Annotated in this window: 21 protein-coding genes, 1 tRNA gene and 1 pseudogene; 13 read left to right on the top strand and 10 right to left on the bottom strand. The window is 46.7% G+C overall.

What is annotated here, in order from left to right; all coding sequences use genetic code 11:
* The first annotated feature begins 6 nt into the window (after positions 1-6).
* The 3 genes and pseudogenes from IEY13_RS24480 to IEY13_RS24475 all read left to right on the top strand — a co-directional run bounded on the left by IEY13_RS24480 (position 7) and on the right by IEY13_RS24475 (position 1,779).
* Positions 7-942, top strand: a complete 936-nt coding sequence (locus IEY13_RS24480) for a GlxA family transcriptional regulator (protein WP_188957328.1) — start codon at positions 7-9, stop codon at positions 940-942.
* A gap of 63 nt (positions 943-1,005) precedes the next feature.
* A pseudogene (locus IEY13_RS30470) lies at positions 1,006-1,158 on the top strand (hypothetical protein); the annotation flags it as partial.
* On the top strand, positions 1,159-1,779 hold the full coding sequence (locus tag IEY13_RS24475; RefSeq protein ID WP_188957326.1) for a DJ-1/PfpI family protein: 621 nt from the start codon (positions 1,159-1,161) through the stop codon (positions 1,777-1,779).
* 107 nt (positions 1,780-1,886) lie between these two features.
* Here IEY13_RS24475 and IEY13_RS24470 read toward each other — a convergent pair.
* Together IEY13_RS24470 and IEY13_RS24465 are read right to left on the bottom strand one after the other, a co-directional pair.
* Positions 1,887-1,959 (bottom strand) — tRNA-Phe (locus tag IEY13_RS24470).
* Positions 1,960-2,038: 79 nt separating this feature from the next.
* A complete protein-coding gene (locus IEY13_RS24465; protein ID WP_188957324.1) occupies positions 2,039-2,314 on the bottom strand; it encodes a hypothetical protein in 276 nt (91 codons plus the stop codon).
* Positions 2,315-2,408: 94 nt separating this feature from the next.
* On the opposite strand from IEY13_RS24465, the gene IEY13_RS24460 reads away from it, so the two are divergent.
* On the top strand, positions 2,409-4,118 hold the full coding sequence (locus IEY13_RS24460; RefSeq protein ID WP_188957322.1) for a WG repeat-containing protein: 1,710 nt from the start codon (positions 2,409-2,411) through the stop codon (positions 4,116-4,118).
* 69 nt (positions 4,119-4,187) lie between these two features.
* Here IEY13_RS24460 and IEY13_RS24455 read toward each other — a convergent pair whose 3' ends face one another.
* Genes IEY13_RS24455 through IEY13_RS24445 form a run of 3 tightly spaced genes read right to left on the bottom strand, consistent with a single transcriptional unit; the run spans position 4,188 to position 7,544 of the window.
* Positions 4,188-4,457 carry a UBP-type zinc finger domain-containing protein gene (locus tag IEY13_RS24455; protein ID WP_188957320.1) on the bottom strand — a complete coding sequence of 90 codons (270 nt, stop codon included), beginning with the start codon at positions 4,455-4,457 and terminating at the stop codon, positions 4,188-4,190.
* Positions 4,458-4,464: 7 nt separating this feature from the next.
* The gene (locus tag IEY13_RS24450) at positions 4,465-6,126 is read right to left on the bottom strand and encodes an NAD(P)/FAD-dependent oxidoreductase (RefSeq protein ID WP_188957318.1); all 1,662 of its coding nucleotides are present in this window, start codon (positions 6,124-6,126) and stop codon (positions 4,465-4,467) included.
* The gene (locus tag IEY13_RS24445; protein WP_188957316.1) at positions 6,123-7,544 is read right to left on the bottom strand and encodes an ATP-binding protein; all 1,422 of its coding nucleotides are present in this window, start codon (positions 7,542-7,544) and stop codon (positions 6,123-6,125) included. Before IEY13_RS24445 ends, IEY13_RS24450 begins: the two co-directional genes overlap by 4 nt.
* Before the next feature lie 190 nt (positions 7,545-7,734).
* Here IEY13_RS24445 and IEY13_RS24440 point away from each other — a divergent pair, with 190 nt between their 5' ends.
* Entirely contained in the window at positions 7,735-8,274 is a 540-nt protein-coding gene (locus tag IEY13_RS24440; RefSeq protein ID WP_188957314.1) for an RNA polymerase sigma factor, read from the top strand.
* Positions 8,275-8,300: 26 nt separating this feature from the next.
* On the opposite strand, the gene IEY13_RS24435 is transcribed toward IEY13_RS24440, so the two are convergent.
* Together IEY13_RS24435 and IEY13_RS24430 are read right to left on the bottom strand one after the other, a co-directional pair.
* Positions 8,301-8,924 carry a hypothetical protein gene (locus IEY13_RS24435; RefSeq protein ID WP_188957312.1) on the bottom strand — a complete coding sequence of 208 codons (624 nt, stop codon included), beginning with the start codon at positions 8,922-8,924 and terminating at the stop codon, positions 8,301-8,303.
* Positions 8,925-8,935: 11 nt separating this feature from the next.
* On the bottom strand, positions 8,936-9,343 hold the full coding sequence (locus tag IEY13_RS24430; protein WP_188957310.1) for a hypothetical protein: 408 nt from the start codon (positions 9,341-9,343) through the stop codon (positions 8,936-8,938).
* A 164-nt stretch (positions 9,344-9,507) separates the two neighbouring features.
* Between IEY13_RS24430 and IEY13_RS24425 the strand changes: the two genes are divergently transcribed.
* From IEY13_RS24425 to IEY13_RS24415, 3 genes are all read left to right on the top strand, one after another.
* A complete protein-coding gene (locus IEY13_RS24425; protein ID WP_188957308.1) occupies positions 9,508-11,505 on the top strand; it encodes a sensor histidine kinase in 1,998 nt (665 codons plus the stop codon).
* Positions 11,492-12,133 carry a response regulator gene (locus tag IEY13_RS24420; RefSeq protein WP_188957306.1) on the top strand — a complete coding sequence of 214 codons (642 nt, stop codon included), beginning with the start codon at positions 11,492-11,494 and terminating at the stop codon, positions 12,131-12,133. The genes IEY13_RS24425 and IEY13_RS24420 overlap by 14 nt, the downstream gene beginning before the upstream one ends.
* 294 nt (positions 12,134-12,427) lie before the next feature.
* Positions 12,428-12,964: a hypothetical protein gene (locus IEY13_RS24415; protein WP_188957304.1), complete on the top strand. Its 537-nt coding sequence runs from the start codon at positions 12,428-12,430 to the stop codon at positions 12,962-12,964.
* A gap of 9 nt (positions 12,965-12,973) precedes the next feature.
* On the opposite strand, the gene IEY13_RS24410 is transcribed toward IEY13_RS24415, so the two are convergent.
* A complete protein-coding gene (locus tag IEY13_RS24410; protein WP_188957302.1) occupies positions 12,974-14,173 on the bottom strand; it encodes a DUF4407 domain-containing protein in 1,200 nt (399 codons plus the stop codon).
* A gap of 145 nt (positions 14,174-14,318) precedes the next feature.
* On the opposite strand from IEY13_RS24410, the gene msrC reads away from it, so the two are divergent.
* A complete protein-coding gene (msrC, locus tag IEY13_RS24405; RefSeq protein ID WP_188957300.1) occupies positions 14,319-14,792 on the top strand; it encodes a free L-methionine (R)-S-oxide reductase MsrC in 474 nt (157 codons plus the stop codon).
* A 3-nt stretch (positions 14,793-14,795) separates the two neighbouring features.
* Here msrC and IEY13_RS24400 read toward each other — a convergent pair whose 3' ends face one another.
* A complete protein-coding gene (locus IEY13_RS24400; protein ID WP_188957298.1) occupies positions 14,796-15,218 on the bottom strand; it encodes a secondary thiamine-phosphate synthase enzyme YjbQ in 423 nt (140 codons plus the stop codon).
* Positions 15,219-15,278: 60 nt separating this feature from the next.
* A complete protein-coding gene (gene fusA, locus IEY13_RS24395; RefSeq protein ID WP_188957296.1) occupies positions 15,279-17,354 on the bottom strand; it encodes an elongation factor G in 2,076 nt (691 codons plus the stop codon).
* Positions 17,355-17,982: 628 nt separating this feature from the next.
* On the opposite strand from fusA, the gene IEY13_RS24390 reads away from it, so the two are divergent.
* The 4 genes from IEY13_RS24390 to IEY13_RS24375 all read left to right on the top strand — a co-directional run bounded on the left by IEY13_RS24390 (position 17,983) and on the right by IEY13_RS24375 (position 20,722).
* On the top strand, positions 17,983-18,810 hold the full coding sequence (locus tag IEY13_RS24390) for an N-acetylmuramoyl-L-alanine amidase (RefSeq protein WP_229688001.1): 828 nt from the start codon (positions 17,983-17,985) through the stop codon (positions 18,808-18,810).
* The gene (locus tag IEY13_RS24385) at positions 18,810-19,742 is read left to right on the top strand and encodes a PfkB family carbohydrate kinase (RefSeq protein WP_229688000.1); all 933 of its coding nucleotides are present in this window, start codon (positions 18,810-18,812) and stop codon (positions 19,740-19,742) included. Before IEY13_RS24390 ends, IEY13_RS24385 begins: the two co-directional genes overlap by 1 nt.
* Entirely contained in the window at positions 19,726-20,118 is a 393-nt protein-coding gene (locus IEY13_RS24380) for a ribosomal maturation YjgA family protein (protein WP_188957294.1), read from the top strand. The genes IEY13_RS24385 and IEY13_RS24380 overlap by 17 nt, the downstream gene beginning before the upstream one ends.
* 154 nt (positions 20,119-20,272) lie before the next feature.
* Complete coding sequence (locus IEY13_RS24375; protein WP_188957291.1) at positions 20,273-20,722, top strand: hypothetical protein; 450 nt, start codon at positions 20,273-20,275, stop codon at positions 20,720-20,722.
* Positions 20,723-20,763 lie beyond the last annotated feature (41 nt).

The raw sequence follows: 20,763 nt of genomic DNA, 5'->3' as shown, positions 1-20,763 counted from the left end.
AGCAGGATGAAACCCACACGAGTAGTCTTTCTGCTGTTTGACGGGGTACATCTGCTGGACCTGGCCGGGCCTGTAACAGTATTTTATGAATCTGGTTGTTGTGGCAGGCCTTATGAACTTCATTATGTTTCGCCTTATCCCCATCCGGCCGCTTCTGCCGGTATTGGCTTTACCGCTATTGCTCCGCTTAATTCTGTAACTATTACCAGTGAAGATATTGTAGTGGTAGCCGGCATGGATCTTTCCCGCTTCAGACGTGCTGATGATGTATTATGGGTGCCCTGGCTACGGACTGCTGCTGCTGCCGGCGCTGTTATCTGCTCTGTTTGTACGGCTGCCTTTGCCCTGGCGGTCGCAGGCTTATTACAGGGGCATAATTGCACAACACATTGGGCATACACCCGAACCTTACAACAGCAGTTTCCGGAACTTACCGTGCTGGAGAATAAATTATTTGTAAAAAGCGGCAGAATATATACCAGCGCGGGCATTGCCACCGGTATTGACTTAGCGCTTTTTCTGGTAGAAGAGCAGCATGGGGCTGAATTTGCTTACAGGGTAGCCAAAGATATGGTAGTATACATTCGCAGAAACGGTACAGAATCGCAGCATAGCGTATTTCTGCAGAACAGGCAGCATGTAAGTTATGTAATACATCAGGTGCAGGATTATATAGCCTGCCACCTGCATCAGAAAATAACCATAGATGTATTGGCTGTATTGGTATATGTAAGCCCACGGAGTGTAACCCGCCTGTTTAAAAAAGCCACCGGCAGTTCTATAGGTCAGTATATACAGCAATTACGCGTGGAAAAAGCACAGCAATTATTGAAAGCAAATCATAAAATGGAATCGGTTGCCAGAGAGTGCGGTTTTAAAGGGCCTGGTCAGCTGCTGCAACTGCTTAAAAAAGAGCAAAAAGCAGCTTCCGGTAAACAATAGATTGTCCGTATTTATGGGGTAGTTGTCCTTTTAGCGCGGGTTGCAGTGGGTAGCTTTGTAAAAATGCAATACACCATGAAACAACTGATTCTGTTTTTGCTGTTCCTTCCTTTGTTAGCACTTGCACGGCCTCAGCCACCCGTTTATGTTTGCCCTCCCTGTGGTGCCTGTGATAGTATGGTATTTCATTTGCCAGGCAACTGCCCGGCTTGTGGTATGAAACTTATTAATCGAGACTCTATAAAGAACCGGCAAATCAGTATTTGCTTTTTTTTGTATGATGGGGTGGAGGTACTTGATTTTGCAGGACCTATGGAAGTATTTTCTTATGCCGGTTTTCGCATATTTACGGTTGCCAAAAAGAAAGAACCTCTACTTTCTCAGCGTGTATTGAAAATAATACCTGATTACAGTATAGCAGATGCGCCCCCGGCAGATATATTCGCTGTTTTTGGAGGTAATGATGATGTGGCAGCAAATGATTCCGACGTAATTAAATGGATACAGTTGCGTGATACAGCCACTCAAACCTATTTTTCTGTTTGTACAGGTGCCTTTATTCTGGGTAAAGCTGGTTTATTGGACAGTCTTACCGTAACTACTTTCCACCGTAGTATAGAAAGCTTGCAACGGCAGGTGCCTGGTGCCAGAGTACTGCCCAATGTGAGGTATGTAGATAATGGAAGGGTGATCACTACTGCGGGCATTTCTGCCGGTATAGACGGCGCGCTGCACCTGGTAGCCAGACTAAAAGGACAGGAAGCAGCAACTAAAGTAGCAATACATATGGAATACGATAAGTATGTGCCTGAACAGGGGCTGGTAGTTAGCCATTGAGTAGGGCATGTGCGGGCAGCGGCTAAAAGTACCCGAAAGCATAACTCAATAAATCTAAAATTATGGCTAAAAAAAAGCCTGTAAGTTAGTCACTTACAGGCTTTACGTGGTGTGAGCCGGGATCGAACCGGCGACACAAGGATTTTCAGTCCTTTGCTCTACCGACTGAGCTACCGCACCATGCTTTTATCGGGCTGCGAATATAGGATTCTATTTCATTGCTGGCGCATCGGCTGGAAAATTATTCTGCTTTTTTTCTTCAAGATACGCTTTGCCTCATTTTTCCAGCGCTCATGCCTTCTATATAGGCAACGGGAGTGTTTTCTGCGCCTTCCACATAATCGTACCGGAGCGTAATGTGAACAAAAGCAATGTATACTTCCTCATTTTTAACCAGATAGCACGCTTCATTCCTGTTTGTCAATATGGCCTGACAGTCTGTATGCGTTTCCTCAAAGGAATTGTGGGGCCATAACCCTAACATAAGGTGTATCCCTGCATGCAGATTGTGTGGTGAAAGTGATTCTATGATCATGTGTAGGTGAATATATTATTATTTAGCAGGATATGAAAGTCAAAAACGTATTTTCGCCACTCAAAAAACTGTTAACCGAACTTAAACCCTAATTATGAAGCGAATTTTAGTAATGCTGCTACTGGTAGCTAACCTGGGAGCCATTGCACAAACTACCGGCAAAAAATCAACCAAAGCAAAGCCAAAAGCAAAAGCCGAAAAGCAGGAAGTTACTGAGGGAACGATAATGATGGAAGGGGTTGTAGAGGCAGCGCCTGTGGTGGAAGAAGTAAGGGCTGTTGCTATAGAAGATTACAGCCGCAGTGGCCCTGTATCAACAGAAGAAGACGGGCTTTTTTATTTGCAGGAAACCATTTCAGACAAAGATGTGAGTGTGGCTTATAAAGGACAGGGTTATGGTAATAAGCGTTATGCACTGATAGTTACCTCTACCAAACGCAAGCTAACACCATTTGTGTTTGAAAGCCTCAGTACCTCTTATAATAACCGCACTGCTATAACTGTAATATTGAATGGTAAGTATGGTGTTATTAATTACAAGGGAGAATCTGTTATTCCCTGTATTTACGACGAACTGAATTCTTTTACCCTGGACGATCAGACATATTATATAGCCTCTACAGGCGGCAAGGCAGGTATTATTACAGAGACCGGCGATGTGATGCTGCCTTTTGAGTATAACAAACTGGAAAAAAGTTATTATAACCCATCCAACTTATTTGTTGCCAGAAAGGGAGAAATGTATGGTGTTATTAATATTTTAAGCAAAGAGGTGGTGGTGCCTTTTATATACAATGGCATTTCTACAGAGCGTGATTATTTGCGGGTAAGCAGGGATAACCAATATAACCTGCTGGCATGGGATGGCAGATTATTGTTTAAAAACTGGTATTCGCATATTAATGTGTATGATGAATTGATTATTGCGGAACTGAATGGTCGCCGGGGTATTATAGATATGACGGAAAAGCAACTGGTACCTTTTGAATATGACAGACTGGAACGTATATCCACCGGAGAAGACAGGCTGTATAATTTTATCGCCGTAAAAAATGGCCTGCATGGTATGTTGAGCAAAACAGGAGCTGTATTGGTGCCGTTTGAATATAGTGATCTGAACCGGGTTGGATATAGCTCTTACCTGGTGTGTACTAAAAACGGACTAAAGGGTATGTTGGATATGACTGGTGCTGTGGTGCTACCGGTGGAAAACAGCATATTAAGCCTGCATGATAAAGTAATACTATTAAAGAAAGGGGATAAGTATGGTTTAATAAAAACAGATAACTCTGTTTTGTTGCCTGTGAAATATGATTTGATTAAGCCTGTATCTATGGATGGGGCGTACAGAACCACCAACTTTTTGTTAAAGCTTAACGGTAAGTATGGTATTTTCAGCAATACCGGTGAAATGCTGATGGAGATGGAGTATGATAATATTCTGCCTGCTGTTTACAGCCGCTATAGCAGTGATAATGATTTATACAGAACGCCTGTGATTGCTGTAAAGAATGGCAAATATGGCATGGTTGACCTGAAGAATATGTATAACAGAAACTCCCGGATACTGATACCTTTTGAGTATGAAGAGTTGGCTTACCTGAATACTTTTCTGGTAATTGCAAAGAAAAAGGGTAAATATGGTGTGCGTGAAATTTATGCGGAGGAAACAATGTTACCTTATGAATACAAGTTTTTAAACCATAAGGAAAACATGCTGGTAGGATATAAAAATGCATTTGAGCATTTTAAAATAACCGGCAAAATGATTAACCCTGTTACAGGTAAAACAAATAACCAGTAGTAACAGCTAAAAGCTTCCGTAGGCAACGCGCCTGCCTGCGGAAGCTTTTTATTTAACAGATCCGCTTGCTTAATACTGCGCCATTATCTCGTCTTTATTACACCACAACCACCGCTCGCCAGGTTCGGCAGAAGCAATTACCGGGTGGCCCGTAGCGTGAAAATGTTTAGTCATGTGTTGCGAAGGGGAATCATCGCAGCAAAGTGTTGCCCCGCAGGTTTGGCATACACGCAGGTGTACCCATTCACCGTTGGTTTTTACGCATTCTTCACATACATGTGTTTTGGAAGTAACTACATTGTCTACATCCAGTAAATGCTCGCATAGTGATTGGCTCATGGTGTTATTATTTTACTTCTGCAAGATATTTATGTACAAAGCTGATGGCCATAGAGCCCTCACCTACCGCAGCAGCTACGCGGTTCATAGCGCCCGCCCGCACATCTCCGGCGGCAAAAATGCCGGGGCAGCTGGTTTCGAGCAGGTAAGGATCACGCTCCTGTTTCCATACTTTCAAAAACTGCTCGTTGGTTTTTAAGTCCCGCCCGGTTTCAATAAATCCTTTATCGTCTTTAATAATATTCAGTGCAATCCAATCGGTAAACGGTTTGGCACCGATGAATATATACAGTGCTGCTGCCTGTTCGGTAGTGGTTTCGCCGGTTACCAGATTTTTAATCACCAGCTGCTCCAGCTGGTCGGTGCCGGAAGCTTCTGCTACCTCGCTACAGGGGCGTATGGTAATGTTGGGTGTACCTTTTATCTGATCAATCAGATAGGCCGACATAGTGCTGGTAAGATCTTCGCGGCGGATGAGGATGTTTACGCTGCGGGCAAACCGGGAAAGATACATGGCTGCCTGCCCGGCGGAGTTGCCGCCACCTACTACAAACACCTGTTTATCGGTACAGGAGCTGGCTTCTGTCATAGCAGCACCATAGTAAATGCCTGCGCCGGTAAAATCGGCCACGCCTTTGGTGTCCAGCATACGGTAATCCACACCGGTAGTGATAATAACACTGCGGGTGGTAACCGTGCTGCCATCTTCCATTTCCAGTATATTGTACCCATCCTGCTGGCGTATGTTGCGAACAGACTGAGGGGTTACAAACTCGGTACCCAGCCGGGTGGCCTGTGCAATAGCACGGCGGGTAAGTTCTGCACCGCTGAGGCCGGAGGGGAAGCCCAGATAGTTTTCGATACGGGAGCTGGTGCCTGCCTGCCCACCAGGTGCTTTGCGCTCAATCAGCAGTGTTTTTAAACCTTCTGAAGAGCCGTATACACCTGCTGCCAGCCCGGCAGGGCCGGCACCTATAATTACCACATCGTATACCTCATGTTTAATCTGGGGGGTGAGGCCTATTTTATCGGCAATCTGTTTAATGGAGGGGCTGAGCAAATAGCTGCCATCTTCCATAAAAACGGCAGGCAGGTCTTTGGTGTCAATATTATTTATCTGCATCAGGTGGCAGGGCTCGTCATTTCGTACCTCGTGCCATTGGTAAGGAATAAGGTTGCCTGCCAGAAACTCTTTGATGGCATGGGAGCTGCGGGAGAACTGATAGCCTATTACTTTAATACCACGGAACTCGGCGCGGTACGATTGGTGCCAGTCGTCCAACAATTCATTCATTACCGGATACAGATTTTCCTCCGGCGGGTCCCACGGTTTTACCAGATAGTAATCCAGCTGCACTTTGTTAATGGCTTTAATGGCAGCATCTGTATCGGAATAAGCGGTTAGCAGTACCCTTTTAGCATCGGGGTAAATCTGCATGGCTTTTTCCAGAAACGCCACGCCATCCAGATCGGGCATGCGCTGGTCTGATAAAAACAGGGCTACATTCTCGCCTTTGTTCTTCAGCTCCAGCAGGCTGTCCAATGCTTCTTTTACCTGTGTGGTGCTGATAATTTTATATTGCTCGCGGTACTGGTTTTTAAGGTCGCGTACAATGGCGCGCAGTACCTGCGGATCGTCGTCTATACAAAGTATAATGGGTAAACTCATGCTGTTACGGTTTGTGGTTCGTTGCTAAGGGGCAGGGTTACAGTAAAGGTAGTGTTGCCAGGTTGTGATTGTACCTGTAACCGGCCTTTGTGCTGGTGTACAATGTTATGTGCAATATCCAGCCCCAGCCCCGTGCCTTTGCCCACGGCTTTGGTGGTAAAAAAGGGTTCAAAAATTTTAGCGGCTATATCATCCGGAATGCCCGGCCCGTTATCTGTAATAGCTACCTGTACCTGATTGCCGGTGTGGCTGGTGGTAATGCGTAGTATACCGCTGCCATTGGTGCCCATGGCATCAATGGCGTTATCAATAAGGTTGGTCCATACCTGGTTTATAGCGCCTGCCTGTACGGGTACCAGCGGCAGTTGGGCATCCAGCTCCTGAACAACCTGTATATTGCTGTGCCGCAGTTTATAGCCAAGAATAACAAGGGTATCTTCAATGCCGCTGTGCAGGTTGGTGAGCTGCTTTGCAGTACCCTGATCCATATGAGTAAAGGTTTTAACCGAGGTTACTAACTGCCCTATGCGGCGCGAGGCTTCTTCAATATCTGCCACCAGCTTGTCGGTTACCAGGTTTTTATGTAACCAGTTAAAAATGGGGGAGAGATAATTGTCGGGTATATGCGCTTTCAGGTCTTCCAGTTTGGCGGTGGTAAAATCGTACTCCGTAAAATTTTCTGCCAGTGCGGCGCTGTTTTTTATACCGTGCTGCTGCAGCCATTGGTAAAGCTCGTCTTCCCGGTCAGACTGCTGAAGTAGTGATAGTCTGGGGCGATCTTCCTGTTGCAGTACCTCCATCAGTTTCTTTTTTACCACATCTACTTCGGCGGGGGCCAGGCATAATGAGGCAATTTCTTCAAACCCTGCGGGCATCAGTTGCATCTGCTGTTTAAGGGCAGATGCGCCACGCAACACGGCTGCTGCGGGGTTATTGAGTTCGTGCGCCAAGCCGGCAGACAGTTTGCCCAGAGCCACCATTTTTTCGTTCTGGCGTATCATGGAGGTATAATCGCGTACGCGGTTAGTCATTACATGCACCAGCGCCTGCGTAAGCTCAAAATGCTGGCTGATCAGTTCCTGTATTCTGCCCACCGGAAAGCATAGATAGGTAAGAGGGCTTTGTACTACACCATACAGTGCCGCCACTTTGCCGCGGGAAAAGGGCAGGTAGCCGCTGATGCTGCGGGGGCCAAAAACGGCCAGCTCGTTCATTTCGTTATGCTGCAGGTTGTATAGCTGTACACTGCCTTCCAGAATAATATAAGTGCCGGTATGTGGTACGCCGGGCCGGAACAGGTAGCTGCCTGTATCCAGGGTAATAACATCGCTTTGGTCTATGAGCCATTGCAGTTGTGCGGCTGGCACTTCCTGTAAGGCATCCAGTGATTGTAGCCAATCTGCAGTAACGGCATACATAGGATAGAATTGTGTTGGTGAAACGGTATAAAGCTAACAGTTTACCCGTTGTGTTAGTTGCTGATTTGATGTATTTTATTGTACGGTTTATGTAAAATACACACCCATAAAACCGGGAAATGGCCCAAAACAAACGGATATTTGGAAACAGGCGCGCAAAACACGTATTCATCAACTATCTGTACCGGATATGAAACCAAATGAAATTCTTGCCGATGAAAAGACCTTCAGGGCCATAGCCGCCGGTGATTTACAGGCTTACAAACGTTACTGCGATTTAAGTTTTGAGGTACTGAGGATGGTGGCCAACCGGTTTGCCCGGAATGAAGCATTGGGAGCGTTAGTGATGGAGAGTTTTTATGAGCAACTATGGGAGGAGCGTAATGAACTTGCGGATATTGCGGACCCTGCGGATTATGCGATGAGCAAGGTATGCCAGCTGGCCATGAAGGCGCTAAGAGAGGCGCGGCGGCTGAATATGATGATAGAAGATGCGGATAGCCCGGAGGCTAAAGCCCGGCAGGAGGTGGTGGAGCGTATTGAACGAAAAGTAAAGGCAGCAGGAGCCAGGCTTTCGGCTAATCACAGAGAAATACTGGATATGGGGTGGAGGCAGGAGTATAGCTACCAGCAAATAGCAGTTATAAAAGGCATGAAGCTGGAAACGGTGAAGCGTTATTACAGGCAGGCGGTTAGAATAATAGAAAGCGAGCCTGATACACCGGAATAATAACTGGTGTATCAGACCCGCTTTATTTATTTAAGCTTTACTTCCAGCACCTGGCCGTCTTTTTCCACTTCTATAAACTTCTCCAGCAAATCTGCATGGTCTGTAGTGTAATGTTCTCTGGTGTAGTAGTTGGTGGTGCCATAGCCATTATTGGCACTGCCTGAATAGCGGTTATAGTAGCCGCTGGTATACCAGTTAAGAACACCCTGAATATAGTATTTACCTGGCTTCATTTTAGGAAAAGTAAACTCCCCATCGCTGTTGGTGATAGCCTCCAGCCGGAAACGCCAGGCTGCCGGATTGATGTAGGCAAATTTTAGCTTTTTGGGATTTTCTTTTTTCTTCAGATCCAGATATTCCAGCAGATAAGGTGTTACCGGAAACAGGATAATCTTGATTTTGTTAGCCAGTAGCTTTTTGCCCGTTCTGCCATAGATAGTTTTATTGGGGCGGGTAAAAGCAACTCCTTTAATAGTGCCATTACCCTCGGCCAGTGCCTGGCGGGCTGCCACGGTATCGAAAGGTGTTTTTGCATACAGGCGTACGGTATCGTCACGCTCGGCTTGTACATACTGTGCTTTGCCAATGCCGCCGGTAAGCAGCATCAGCAACAACAGTGTAACAGGTAAAAAGTGTTGGGTCGTTTTCATATAATTGGATGCTATTTGCAAAACACCTGGTCTATTTTATAGCTTTTATAGCTATTGCCCGGACCATAATCTACCATTACCGGTGCGGAAGCCAGTGCACCAGCGTTTAACGAGGTTACAGTTAACATTTGCTCCTCGGTGTACACTTTATCGTTAGTGGTGGTAACCGACATTTTTACATAAATCGGCTTGTGCCCGTCAGAAATAGTGAAGTTCTCTGAAGAGGTATTCTTCACATCAAAGGTTACAATTACCGAATGCTGGCTTGGCAGATTTTCCACTACCGGATTGGTAAGACTCATTTTGTCTGCAAAGCATGTGCCGTTTAAGCCTGGGGTATCATCGTTGTCTTTAGAGCACGCGCTGAAAGTGGTTACTGCTGCAAATGCCAGAATGGTCATGGTTTTGATTTTCTTCATAGTTCTCTATTTATTGGTTTATTATAAGCTGATTGCCGGAGATTGGCAGGGAGGGTTGATAACTGCAAAACTACCAGGCGCGGCAAATGCGTACAATACCAGTAAAAAGCTGTTTTTTTCTACCATATTCATGGTAGTTTTGGCGCTGACTAATCTATATACCTATGAGACGGGCAATGTGTTGGATACTACTATTGACAGGCATAGTATACGTAAGCAGGGCGCAGCAAACCTTACCTCTGAATGAAACTGCATATACCGACAGTTTAAACAAGGTATTGCAAACCGCCACTACAGACAGTACACGTGCGCGGGTACATTATCAGCTATCAGAATACTGGCGGGCAAAAGACACAGTGCAAAGCAAGGCGCTTTTGCAAAAGGCCAAACAGCTGGCCGGTACAAATGGTTATGTACAGGCTTTGTACCCGTTTTATCTGGGGCAGTATTATTTCAATACCCACACAGCGCAGGCGGCAGTTGCTTTTCAGCAGGCGCAGCAGCAGCTGGCCCCATTTACCACGCAGGAAGCTTACTTGTTTGCTGCTATGGCCTGGTTTAATTACGGCATTATGCTGCGGGCAGAAAAAGGTGATGACTTTGTAACAGACATATGGCTGAACAAAGCCATACCGCTGGCAGAAAAATCGGGTAATGAAGAAAAGGCTGCTCATTTTTACACCCAGCTGGCTACGTTGCTGATGTACAATGCGCGGTTTGACAAGGCAGCGCTGTATAATAACAAGGCCATAGCGTTGCTGGAAAAAAAATACCCCACATCATCCAGCCTGATGTTTGCCTATTTGAGTGCTGCCAGTAATTATCTCTACAGCAATAAATCTGCCCAGGCCAAACCCATGCTGGATAAAGCCTGGGAATTACTGAAGCCCTTTCCGCAATCGGTAAACCTGCCCAACTACTATTACACCGAAGCCTTGTATTATACCACCAAAGCACAGTTTGGCCGGGCCATGGAAAGCCTGAACAAAGGCATTCCGCTGGCGCAACAGTTAAACCAGCAGCAATTGCTGCAGATGATGGTTTTTAGAAAGTACAATATTTTGTATGAAACGGGCGAGTATACCCGGGCCCGGCAGCTGCTGACAGATCTGTTGCAGGAAGGTACCCTGGGTAAAGACGTAAACAACCGCAAAACCATATATCAGCAAATGGCTACTGTAAATGAGGCTATGGGGCAGGCGCAGGAAGCCAACCGCTGGCTGCATGCCTACAGCAAGCTGAACGATAGTTTGCATGAGAGCAAGCTGCAAAAGAATATTCAGGAGCTGGAGATAAAGTTTAACAAGGCTGAGAATGAAAAGAAGATTGCTGCTTTACATGCTGCCAACGAGAAAGCAACATTATCTGCCCGCAATACCAGGTTAATGAACTGGCTGCTGGCGGCCGCCCTGGCTTTGTTGCTGGCTATTGCTGCTATTGTTACGTTATTATACCGTAACCAGAGAAGGCAGGCGAAAAGAAAGGAGCTGGATTACCAGCGCCAGCTGATAAACGCAGAACAGCAAAAGCAGATACAGGTACGGCAGGCCCTGATACAGGGAGAAGAAAATGAGCGGGAACGGCTGGCGCGTGATTTGCACGATGGCCTGGGTGGTATGCTGGCAGGGATAAAACTGAACCTGGCCACTATGCCCCAGCCGGCGCAGGGTAGTGGAAAGCAGGAGTTGAGCCGTATTATAAATCAGCTGGATAATTCCTCTACCGAGCTGCGGAGAATTGCGCATAATATGATGCCGCAGGCACTATTGTCGTACGGGCTGGAAGCGGCTTTGCGCGATTTGTGTGATACCCTGGCTACAGAACAGCTGAAGATTTCATTTCATGCTTTTGATATAGATGCACAGCTGCCACGTAGTACGCAAAAGACCATTTACCGCATTGTGCAGGAGATGTTGTCTAACGTACTGCGCCATGCAAATGCTACAGAAGTGTTGGTGCAATGCTCACAGGCCGGTTCTGCTTTTTTTATTACGGTGGAAGACAATGGTAAGGGCTTTGATAAAGGGCTGCTGAACCGTACGCAGGGTATAGGGCTTACCAATATTCAGAAACGGGTAGATTACCTGAATGGTAAAATGGAGATAGAAGCTACCGTGAATGCAGGTACTACCATAAATATTGAATTGAATGTTGCAGGATAAAGAGGTAATTACACTGGCGGTGGTAGATGACCACCCCATGATACTGGAGGGGGTGCAGCGTGTGTTTCAGCCGGAGCAGGGAGTTACGGTTGCAGGCACGTTTACCAACGGAAACGATTTTCTTGGTTTTCTGCAGCAGCAGCAGGTACAGGTGGCTTTGCTGGATATTACCCTGCCTGACATGAGTGGGGTGGAGCTGTGCCGTAAGGTAAAACAGCTATGCCCCGATACCTGTGTGCTGGCTTTTACCAACCACCAGGAAAGAGCAGTGGTAATGCAGATGTTGCAGAACGGGGCAGGGGGATACCTTTTAAAAAACATGGGCCCCGAAGAGTTTTTGCAATGTGTGCGGGAAGCTATACAGGGGCAGATAACGTTTAGTGCAGAAGTGAAACAGATTATGGCCCGTCCCACTCCACAGGATTTAAAAAGTATTCCGCCATTAACCCGGCGGGAGAAGCAGGTTTTGCAGCTGGTAGCAGAGGGTAAAACCAATCCGCAGATGGCGGAAGAGTTATCGGTAAGTATTCTTACGGTTGAAACCCACCGGAAAAACCTGATGCAGAAGCTGGAGGTGAAAAATGCTGCCGCGCTTGTAAAAGCAGCGTTGGAATGCAGACTGTTGTAAAAAATGGGAAGAGTCAAGGTCATTCAGTCAATGTTCGGGGACACTGACTGAATGTTTTGGGGATAATTGGAATTTTAAAACGGGAATAAAAAACGCCGTTGTTGTATTAAAGATACCCCTGGTTATTATGCAATAGTGCGTAGCTAAAGTGTTTTAACAATAGTTTCTGTAATGGTTGTTAGTCTTGCTTCCATTTACGGGTATTTACACCCGCTGAGGTGGTGATTTTTATAAAAAATACGGATTTGCGCAGACGGCGAATGGCGATTATTGTATAAATTGTAGGGAACTACTATGACCCCGAACTACGTTTCCGTTTATTCTGATGGCAATTGTATTTACATCACTATTGAAGTGAGGAATACGCTGCTGTACAGGTTACTGCTGCTGCTGTGTAACCTGTTGCTGTTGCTGGTGCTGGCAACCGCAGTGTATTACCGTGCCGTTTTGCCTATACTGATTATTGCGGTGGCGGGTATGATGCTGGGCAAATACACGCTGTGGAGTTTGTTTGGCCGGGAAATTATTAAATTCAATACTAAAGCCTTTGCTTTCCACTACGAGTACGGCTTTTTTAAAACCAGGATGGTAACGTTTGTAGTGGGCAGGGTGCTTAGTTGCAAAGGAATGCCGGTACGTAGCGGCAAAAAGTTAAGGCAACAGTATCTTGAATTTGAATCGCTGGATGGAAACGACTTTCCTTATGTGGTTTACCAGGCGTCTCTTCCCGTTACGGAAAAAGACACCCGGAAAATTCAGCAACTGATTGATAAGATATACGTGAGCAAGCTGGCAGAAGAAAAGGTGTTTTCTGTAGTACACCTCAACTAACCCCAGTGGCTACACCTCCTTTTTGCTAAAGACTTTGCTACGGAATTGCTGCCATAGCTGGTTAAAGGAGCCACTGCCAGACTGTTCAATTACCTCTTTGCCCATCCGTTCTTTTTGCTGCCGGGAAGTGGCAAAAAACTGATCTACCGAGGCTTTATCGGCTTCCAGTGAGCTGGTGGCATAATGCTCCTGCAACGCCCGTTCTTTTTCCGCTGCCAGTGTGGCTTTGTGCATGCCCAGTTGTGTAAGCTGGCCTATGCGTTCTTCGTACTCGCCTTTGGGCAACAACAGTTTGCTTAGCACAGGCATTACTTCAATCAGCGTAATAATCAGTATTACCAGCCGGTACCGGGTGCGCAACGGTGTATGCTCTTCCAGCAGATCGTTCAGGGCTTCTACCTGTGTTAAAAAGCCATCGGTAAGGGTGGCGGCATACAATGTTTCTTTACGTTTGTTTTCAGAGGCTATGGATTGCAAAGAGTCCTGTGCGGTTTGTAGTTTGGGTTTTAACTCCAGTTGCAGCTGGCCCAGTGTTTCCTCGCTTTTCTGGTAAGCGCTTCTTTTAACACGCGCAACAGATGCTTCGCCAATTTTACCAGAGCCGCCGGTGCCGTCGGTTTCTTTAATATAGCTGTCTTTATAATATTTAACCTGGTCGTCTGCCTCCTTTAACTGCTTTTGTAAAGTGGTCACTTCTGTCTGGTAACGGGCTACCAGCGGAGCGTTAAGGTCGATGAGTTTTTGACGGTAGGTCTGTAGTTTTTTCTCCTTGTTCAGTTCAATCTGCGTGTTGATATCTTTTTTAAACAGCATCAGAATAATGGGTTGCGATAAAAAAAGGCCGATGGTAACCGCCAGCGCCAGCCGGAACACTACCGGCAAAAAGCCATTGCCGTTGCGCTGGGTAGATTTACCCATAGCGGCAATAAGGTTACGGTCAATGGCCAGAATAGCAAAGCCAAAGAACAGTGCCAGCGGGTAAATAACCATATCATCGTTGGTGATAGTGGAAAAGAAGTAGCCCCAGGCCAGGGTGGCAAACAGCCAGGTTACCAGTACGGAAACGCCAATAATACGGTAACGTTCTTTTTCGGGGCCACACTCTTTCAGTACCGTGGGGTCTACGGTGGCCAGCCACCATAAAAAGCGGGTAACGGAATCGGGTTCATCCTGTTGAACAGGCTTCTCTGCAGGTTTCTTGCTATCCATGTAAAGGGGGAATTGAAAGGTGAATGATGCTTTTTAAAATTAGGATTCTATGCTGGTACAAACGTTACCACTCATCCCCGCATTGTGCCGGGTATTTAAAAAAGCATTGGCTTTTTATATGTGGCAGGCTGCCTAATTTTGCAGTATGGCAGAAGATTTAAAAGTTGGGGCAGGAAGCAAGGCGGAACAGTACGAAGAACTGATTCCGCAGATTAAAGGACTGCTGGAAGGCGAAACCGATGTGGTAGCCAACCTGGCCAATGTGGCAGCAGCCCTGAAAGAACAGTTTAAATGGTGGTGGGTTGGTTTTTATATGGTAAAAGAAAGCCAGCTGGTGCTGGGGCCTTTTCAGGGACCGATAGCCTGTACCCGCATTGCATTGGGCAGAGGGGTGTGCGGCAGTGCCTGGAAAGAGGCAAAAACGCTGGTGGTGCCGGATGTAGAGCAGTTTCCGGGGCATATTGCATGCAGCAGCCTGAGCAGATCGGAAATAGTAGTGCCGGTAATTCGTAATGGCAAGGTGCTGGGGGTGCTGGATGTAGACAGCGAGCATCTGAATTATTTTGATGAAACCGACCGGCAGTATCTGGAAGCTATTGTAGCTGCCATTCCACTGTAACAACTACACGCCCCAGGCGGTGACTATCAGATTTCTGGCGCCGCCATAGTTGCGGTGTTCGCATAAATAAATGCCCTGCCAGGTGCCGAGCGCCAGCCGGCCCCGGTGAATGGGTATAAGTACGGAGCTACCCAGCATGGCAGCTTTCAGGTGTGCGGGCATATCATCCGGGCCTTCATCGGTATGTACATAATCCGGATCGTTCTCTGGAACTGCTTTATTAAAATACGTTTCAAAATCGGTACGCACCGTAGGGTCAGCATTCTCATTAATAGTAAGCGATGCAGAGGTATGTTGTATAAATACCTGGCACATGCCGGTGCTGATTTCCGACAGTTGCGGCAGCGATTGCACTACTTCATATGTAATGAGGTGAAAGCCTCTTTTCCGCTCGCGCAACCGGATGGCCTGCTGGAATATTTTCATTGGTATGGTTTGGTGTAAAGATAATAAGAGGGGCTGGCTTATGGCCGGCCCCTCTGGCGTTTATACAGATGCCTGTAGTTTACTGCTTATGCTTTCAGGCACAGGTTGGTAATGGCTGAAAGTAACGGAAGCACCCGCCCTGCCCGAGGTGAGCGTGCGCAGGGAGGTAACATACCCAAACAGATCTGACAACGGAACAGAAGCCTGTATTACCTGCTGGTGGTTAAGGTTATCCATACGTTGTATCAGTCCACGCCTCCGGTTCAGATCGCCTGTTACAGCGCCTGTGTATTCGTCGGGCGTAATAACTTCTACCTGCATGGCCGGCTCCAGTAAGCGCGGCATTGCTTTGATAGCGCAGTAACGGAAGCCCAGTATGGCGGCCTGTTCAAAATCCAGCGCGTGTGAATCGTTGGTATGAATGCTGCCATCTGTAAGGCGTACCTGCATAGACTGTACCGGATAACCTGCCAGCGCACCTGTTTGCATGGCTGTTTCAAAACCTTTTTTTACAAAAGGAATAAACTCGCGCGGAACTGCGCCGCCTTTAATATCGTTGATAAAGAGCAGGCCTGCTTCTTTATCCGCACGCGGAGACAGTTCAAACGTAATATCAGCAAAACTACCTGCGCCGCCGTTCTGTTTTTTATACACTTCACGGTGAATAACCGTTTGTGTAAACACTTCCTTGTAGGCAATCTGTGGTTCGCCTTTCTGCACAGTTACCTGATACCGGCTGGATAGCTTTTCCAGTGTTACTTCCAGATGCAGTTCGCCCATGCCCTTGAGTATGGTTTGCCCTGTGGCGGCATCTGTATGTACGGTAATGGTAGGGTCTTCGTCTGTTAACCTGCTCAGTGCTTCACCCAGCCGGCCCGCTTCTCTGGCAGTAGCTGCTTCAATAGCGTAGCCTATCATAGGTTCGGGGAAGTGGATGTTTTCCAGCAACACCGGATGCCCAGGATTACACAAAGTATCGCCCGTACGTATTTCTTTCAGGCCCACTACAGCCCCTATATCACCTGCTTCTATAGCGTCTGCGTTTTCATATCTGTCAGACATAATACGCAGCAACCGGCTGGCACGCAGTGTTTTACCTGTGCGTGCGTTGTACAAGGTGTCGCCACTACGCAACGCGCCTGCATACACCCGTACCAGCGTAAGTTTACCTGCATGCGCATCTGTAATAATTTTAAACGCCAGACCTGCAAAAGGCGATGCTGAATTACTGTTGATGGTGCATGCTTCGCCCGTAACCACATCATTGCCTGTTACGGTGGTTATATCCGCAGGGGCAGGCAGGTATTGCACTACCGCATCCAGTAAAGGCTGCACCCCTTTGTTTTTAAAGGCGGCTGCGGCCAGCACCGGTACCACCTGTTGTTGCAGGGTGGCGTTGCGTAGTACCTGTTGCAGTTGTGCAGCAGATACTTCACCGTTTGCGGTGTATACGTTCAGCAGCGCCTCATCCAGCAGACAAAGTTCTTCTACCAACTGAGTGCGTGCTTCCTGTGCAGCGGCCGCCAGTGCTTCGGGAATGTTGCAAACGGAAAATTGTTTACCATCATCCTGCTGCCATACACAGGCCTGCATATGTATCAGGTCTATTACACCCATAAAGTTGTCTTCTGCTCCTATAGGTATTTGTACCGGCAGTGCATTGGCATGCAGCTGTGTACGCAGTTGCTGTACTACGCGGCGGAAATCTGCGCCCTGGCGATCCATTTTATTAACCAGTGCAATGCGCGGTACACCATAGCGGTTGGCCTGACGCCACACCGTTTCTGATTGAGGTTGTACACCGGCACGTGCGCAGAATACTGCTACTGCACCGTCGAGCACGCGTAAGGAACGCTCTACCTCTGCAATAAAATCTACGTGGCCGGGCGTGTCAATAATATTGATCTGATATGGTTGCAGGTTGTGTGTCCACCAGGTAGTGATAGCCGCAGAAGAAATGGTGATACCCCTTTTTTCTTCCTGCGGATCGCTATCCATTACCGTATTCCCTTCATCAACACTACCCAGTTTATGGGTAATGCCTGTGTAGTATAACATGCGTTCGGTAACAGTGGTTTTGCCCGCATCTACGTGGGCCATGATTCCTATATTACGGGTATGGGTATTCTGTTTCATACAATAAGTATTATGATAATGATAAGGCATAAAAAAAGCCCTTCGCAGGTAACGAAAGGCTTGTGGCAACAGGCACAGCAGCACTTTACATTACCCGGACATGCCGTGTAAATGCCAGTAAAATTGTTTTGAGTACGCGTGCCATGCTGCGTGTGTTGCTTGTTAAATAATGAGTGTAAAAACGGGAGCGTTGCGGGGGAGACAAATAAAAAAGCCTCGTTCAGAAGAAGAGGCTTTAATTGTAAATATATACAAGGATTAGTAAGCTCTTCTTATGAGGCATTGATCTGCCTCCCCGTTTTGAATAAAGACGATGCAGGTGCTGGCGATTACTGCCCTGATGGTAGTAGCCGCGCGGTACATGGTTTGATATGTGAAGTTGTGACGCACCTGAAATAAATGATTTGCATTGCAAATGTATACATAGTTTTCTGTATAAATAATATAAGTGCGGCTGTTTTCTTTTAACAAAGATGTGTACGAACTTTAAACACGCAAGTTAAACGCATAACAACCCGTAACAAGAAAGAAGTAATTCTGCAATACCCGGGCGCCGCCGAAGTTTGTAAATGCCCTGAAAGGGAACGACTTTTGTAATCTTTACTACGATAAACATAACCGGTCATTTATGTATAGCAAAAGCAGGCATTGGGCAAAAGCGGGCTGGTGGATAGTACCAGCCTTTTGTTTGTATATCAGTTGTGCAAGCCATCCGTTCCGCGCAACCAACAGCAGTTACCGTGCGCAAACCAAAACCCTGGCAGCAACCGTTCGCAGCCAGCCGGCGGCAGATTCAGTGCAGCCACCTGCTTACTGGGTGGGTACTACCAACTTTAACCTTCGTAAACCCAACTTTGTAATTATACACCACACGGCCCAGCAAAGCTGCGAACAAACGTTGAAAACATTTACACTGGAAAGAACACAGGTAAGTGCACACTATGTAATTTGTAAAGACGGTACAGTGCATCATATGCTGAACGATTATCTGCGTGCATGGCATGCGGGTGCCGCGCGCTGGGGCAATACCACAGATATTAACAGCAGCAGTATTGGAATTGAAATAGACAATAACGGAACGGAAGCTTTTACAGAGGCACAGATAACCAGTCTGTTACGTTTGCTGGGGCGACTGAAACGTGACTATGCTATACCTGCTGCCAACTTTATTGGTCATTCAGATATTGCACCCGGCAGGAAGGTAGACCCGAGCGCCTTTTTTCCGTGGCAGCAACTGGCACAAAACGGCTATGGTTTGTGGTACGATACCACCGGTGTGCAGGTGCCCGCAGATTTTAATACCATGCAGGCATTGCGTATTATAGGGTATCAGGTAAAGGATAGTGCTGCTGCTATACATGCTTTTAAACTGCATTTTATGCCCTCCGATACAACTGCCTCACTCACCGATGATAATCGGAGGGTTTTGTTTGATCTGGCACGTAAATATGAATAATGGCGTACTTTCGGGGCTTAATAGAATTGGACATGTACGATATTTGTTGTGTAGGGCATATTACGTTAGATAAGGTAGTGACGACTAAGACTGTGGCACATATGGCGGGAGGAACCTCTTTTTATTTCTCCAATGCCATCCGCAATATGGATGTAAAATATGTGCTGGTGACCGCCCTGGCCCAGGCACAGATGAGTACGGTAGAGGAGCTGAGAGCGAAGGGGATTGAGATTAAAGCTTACCCAAGTACACACACGGTTTATTTCGAAAACATTTATTCAGAAAATCAGGACCACCGCACCCAGAATGTATTGCAGAAGGCTGATCCTTTTACAACAGAACAACTGGCACCGGTAAATGCCTCCATTTATCACCTGGGGCCTTTGCTGGGCGATGATTTTTCGGTAGCGGTAATTGCTGCTCTAGCAGAAAAAGGCAAAGTATCGCTGGATGCACAAGGGTATTTACGGAAGGTAGAAGACCAGAAGGTGTTGCCGGTAGACTGGACTGAAAAGCAGGAGGGGCTGAAGCATGTATCTATACTAAAAGCCAACGACCATGAAATGGCGGTGCTTACAGGTGGTGTTACAGATGTGAAAGAGGGCGCTCAGATTTTGCACAACTGGGGTGTGAAAGAAGTAGTGATTACCCTGGGTAGCCAGGGATCGGTTATTTACGATGGCACTCAATATTATACTATACCTGCTTATACACCCACATCGGTAACAGATGCTACCGGCTGTGGCGATACCTATATGGCCGGTTATTTGTATCAGCGCTCCAAAGGTGCTTCTATACAGGAGGCGGGTGAGTTTGCGGCTGCTATGGCCAGCCTGAATATTGCGGTATCTGGTCCGTTCACCGGCACACACGATGAAGTAGTGGCATTTAAACAATACTGCAAGGAAAGAGGTCATGTTTCAATTCCATAAGAAGTATTTTTTGTGGGCGCTGGCCCTGTTTGCAGTAGAGGTATTTATAGGCGTATATGTACGCGACCGTTTTGTACGCCCTTTTATTGGCGACTTTTTAGTGGTGATACTATTATACTGCCTGGTAAAAAGTTTTGTAAACACCTCCGTACGGCGTGCCGCTGTGGGGGTGTTGCTGTTTTCGTACCTGGTAGAAACATTACAATACCTGAAGATTGTAAAATGGTTGGGCCTGGAGTATAACCGCCTGGCCAGTATAATAATAGGAACCAGTTTTTCCTGGGAAGATATGCTTGCCTATACACTGGGTATTGGCCTGGTACTGATACTGGAAAAACGCACCAAAACACAATCTTCTCAAAACTCCCTTTCCTAAGGTGGTATAAAATGCAGTTTTCTGCAGAACACGGCAGGAGATTTGCTTTTATAGGGGTGCAGACTACAATTAATATATAGCTCTTATGCAGTTACATATTAAACCCTGCGTGTAAGCGTTAGTCTTTATAGCACCGGACACCTAAAAAAGCAGTATGAACCAGCAACTGACCACGCACCAGATGAGGCGTATTACCAGCTATTTAAACAGGCGGGGGATAGTGGATGAGGGATTGATACTGGAAATGACAGAACACGTAAAAGGACTGGTACTACTTTACCGGAACAGCGGGACGGACTTTGACGCTGCATTTACACGGGCAATAGCTGCAATGAAAGCCCGTGAATCGTTAACCGGATTTCCCCGGCGTGCCTATACCTGTACCCGGGCAGACTACAGAGATACATTGTTACCGCCAGCGCTGGGGTTAATGGCGTTACTGATATTACTTGCAGGGCTTTATTTGCAATATTATGCATTACCGTTTGGCCATTTATTATTAATAACGGGTGCTCTGGTACTGGCTGTTGCCTTTTTACTGGCGCTTAGCAATTTAGTAATACCGGTAATAACAGGCCGTTTTAATGAGGCATTTCTGAGATAAGAAGCCTATGATTTTGAAGCATTAATATATCAATAATCCAT

Origin of the sequence: Filimonas zeae (assembly GCF_014641615.1) — a bacterium.
Lineage (GTDB): Bacteria > Bacteroidota > Bacteroidia > Chitinophagales > Chitinophagaceae > Filimonas > Filimonas zeae.
Note: the sequence above shows the minus strand (reverse complement) of the source record. Positions and strands in the feature narration are given on the sequence as shown.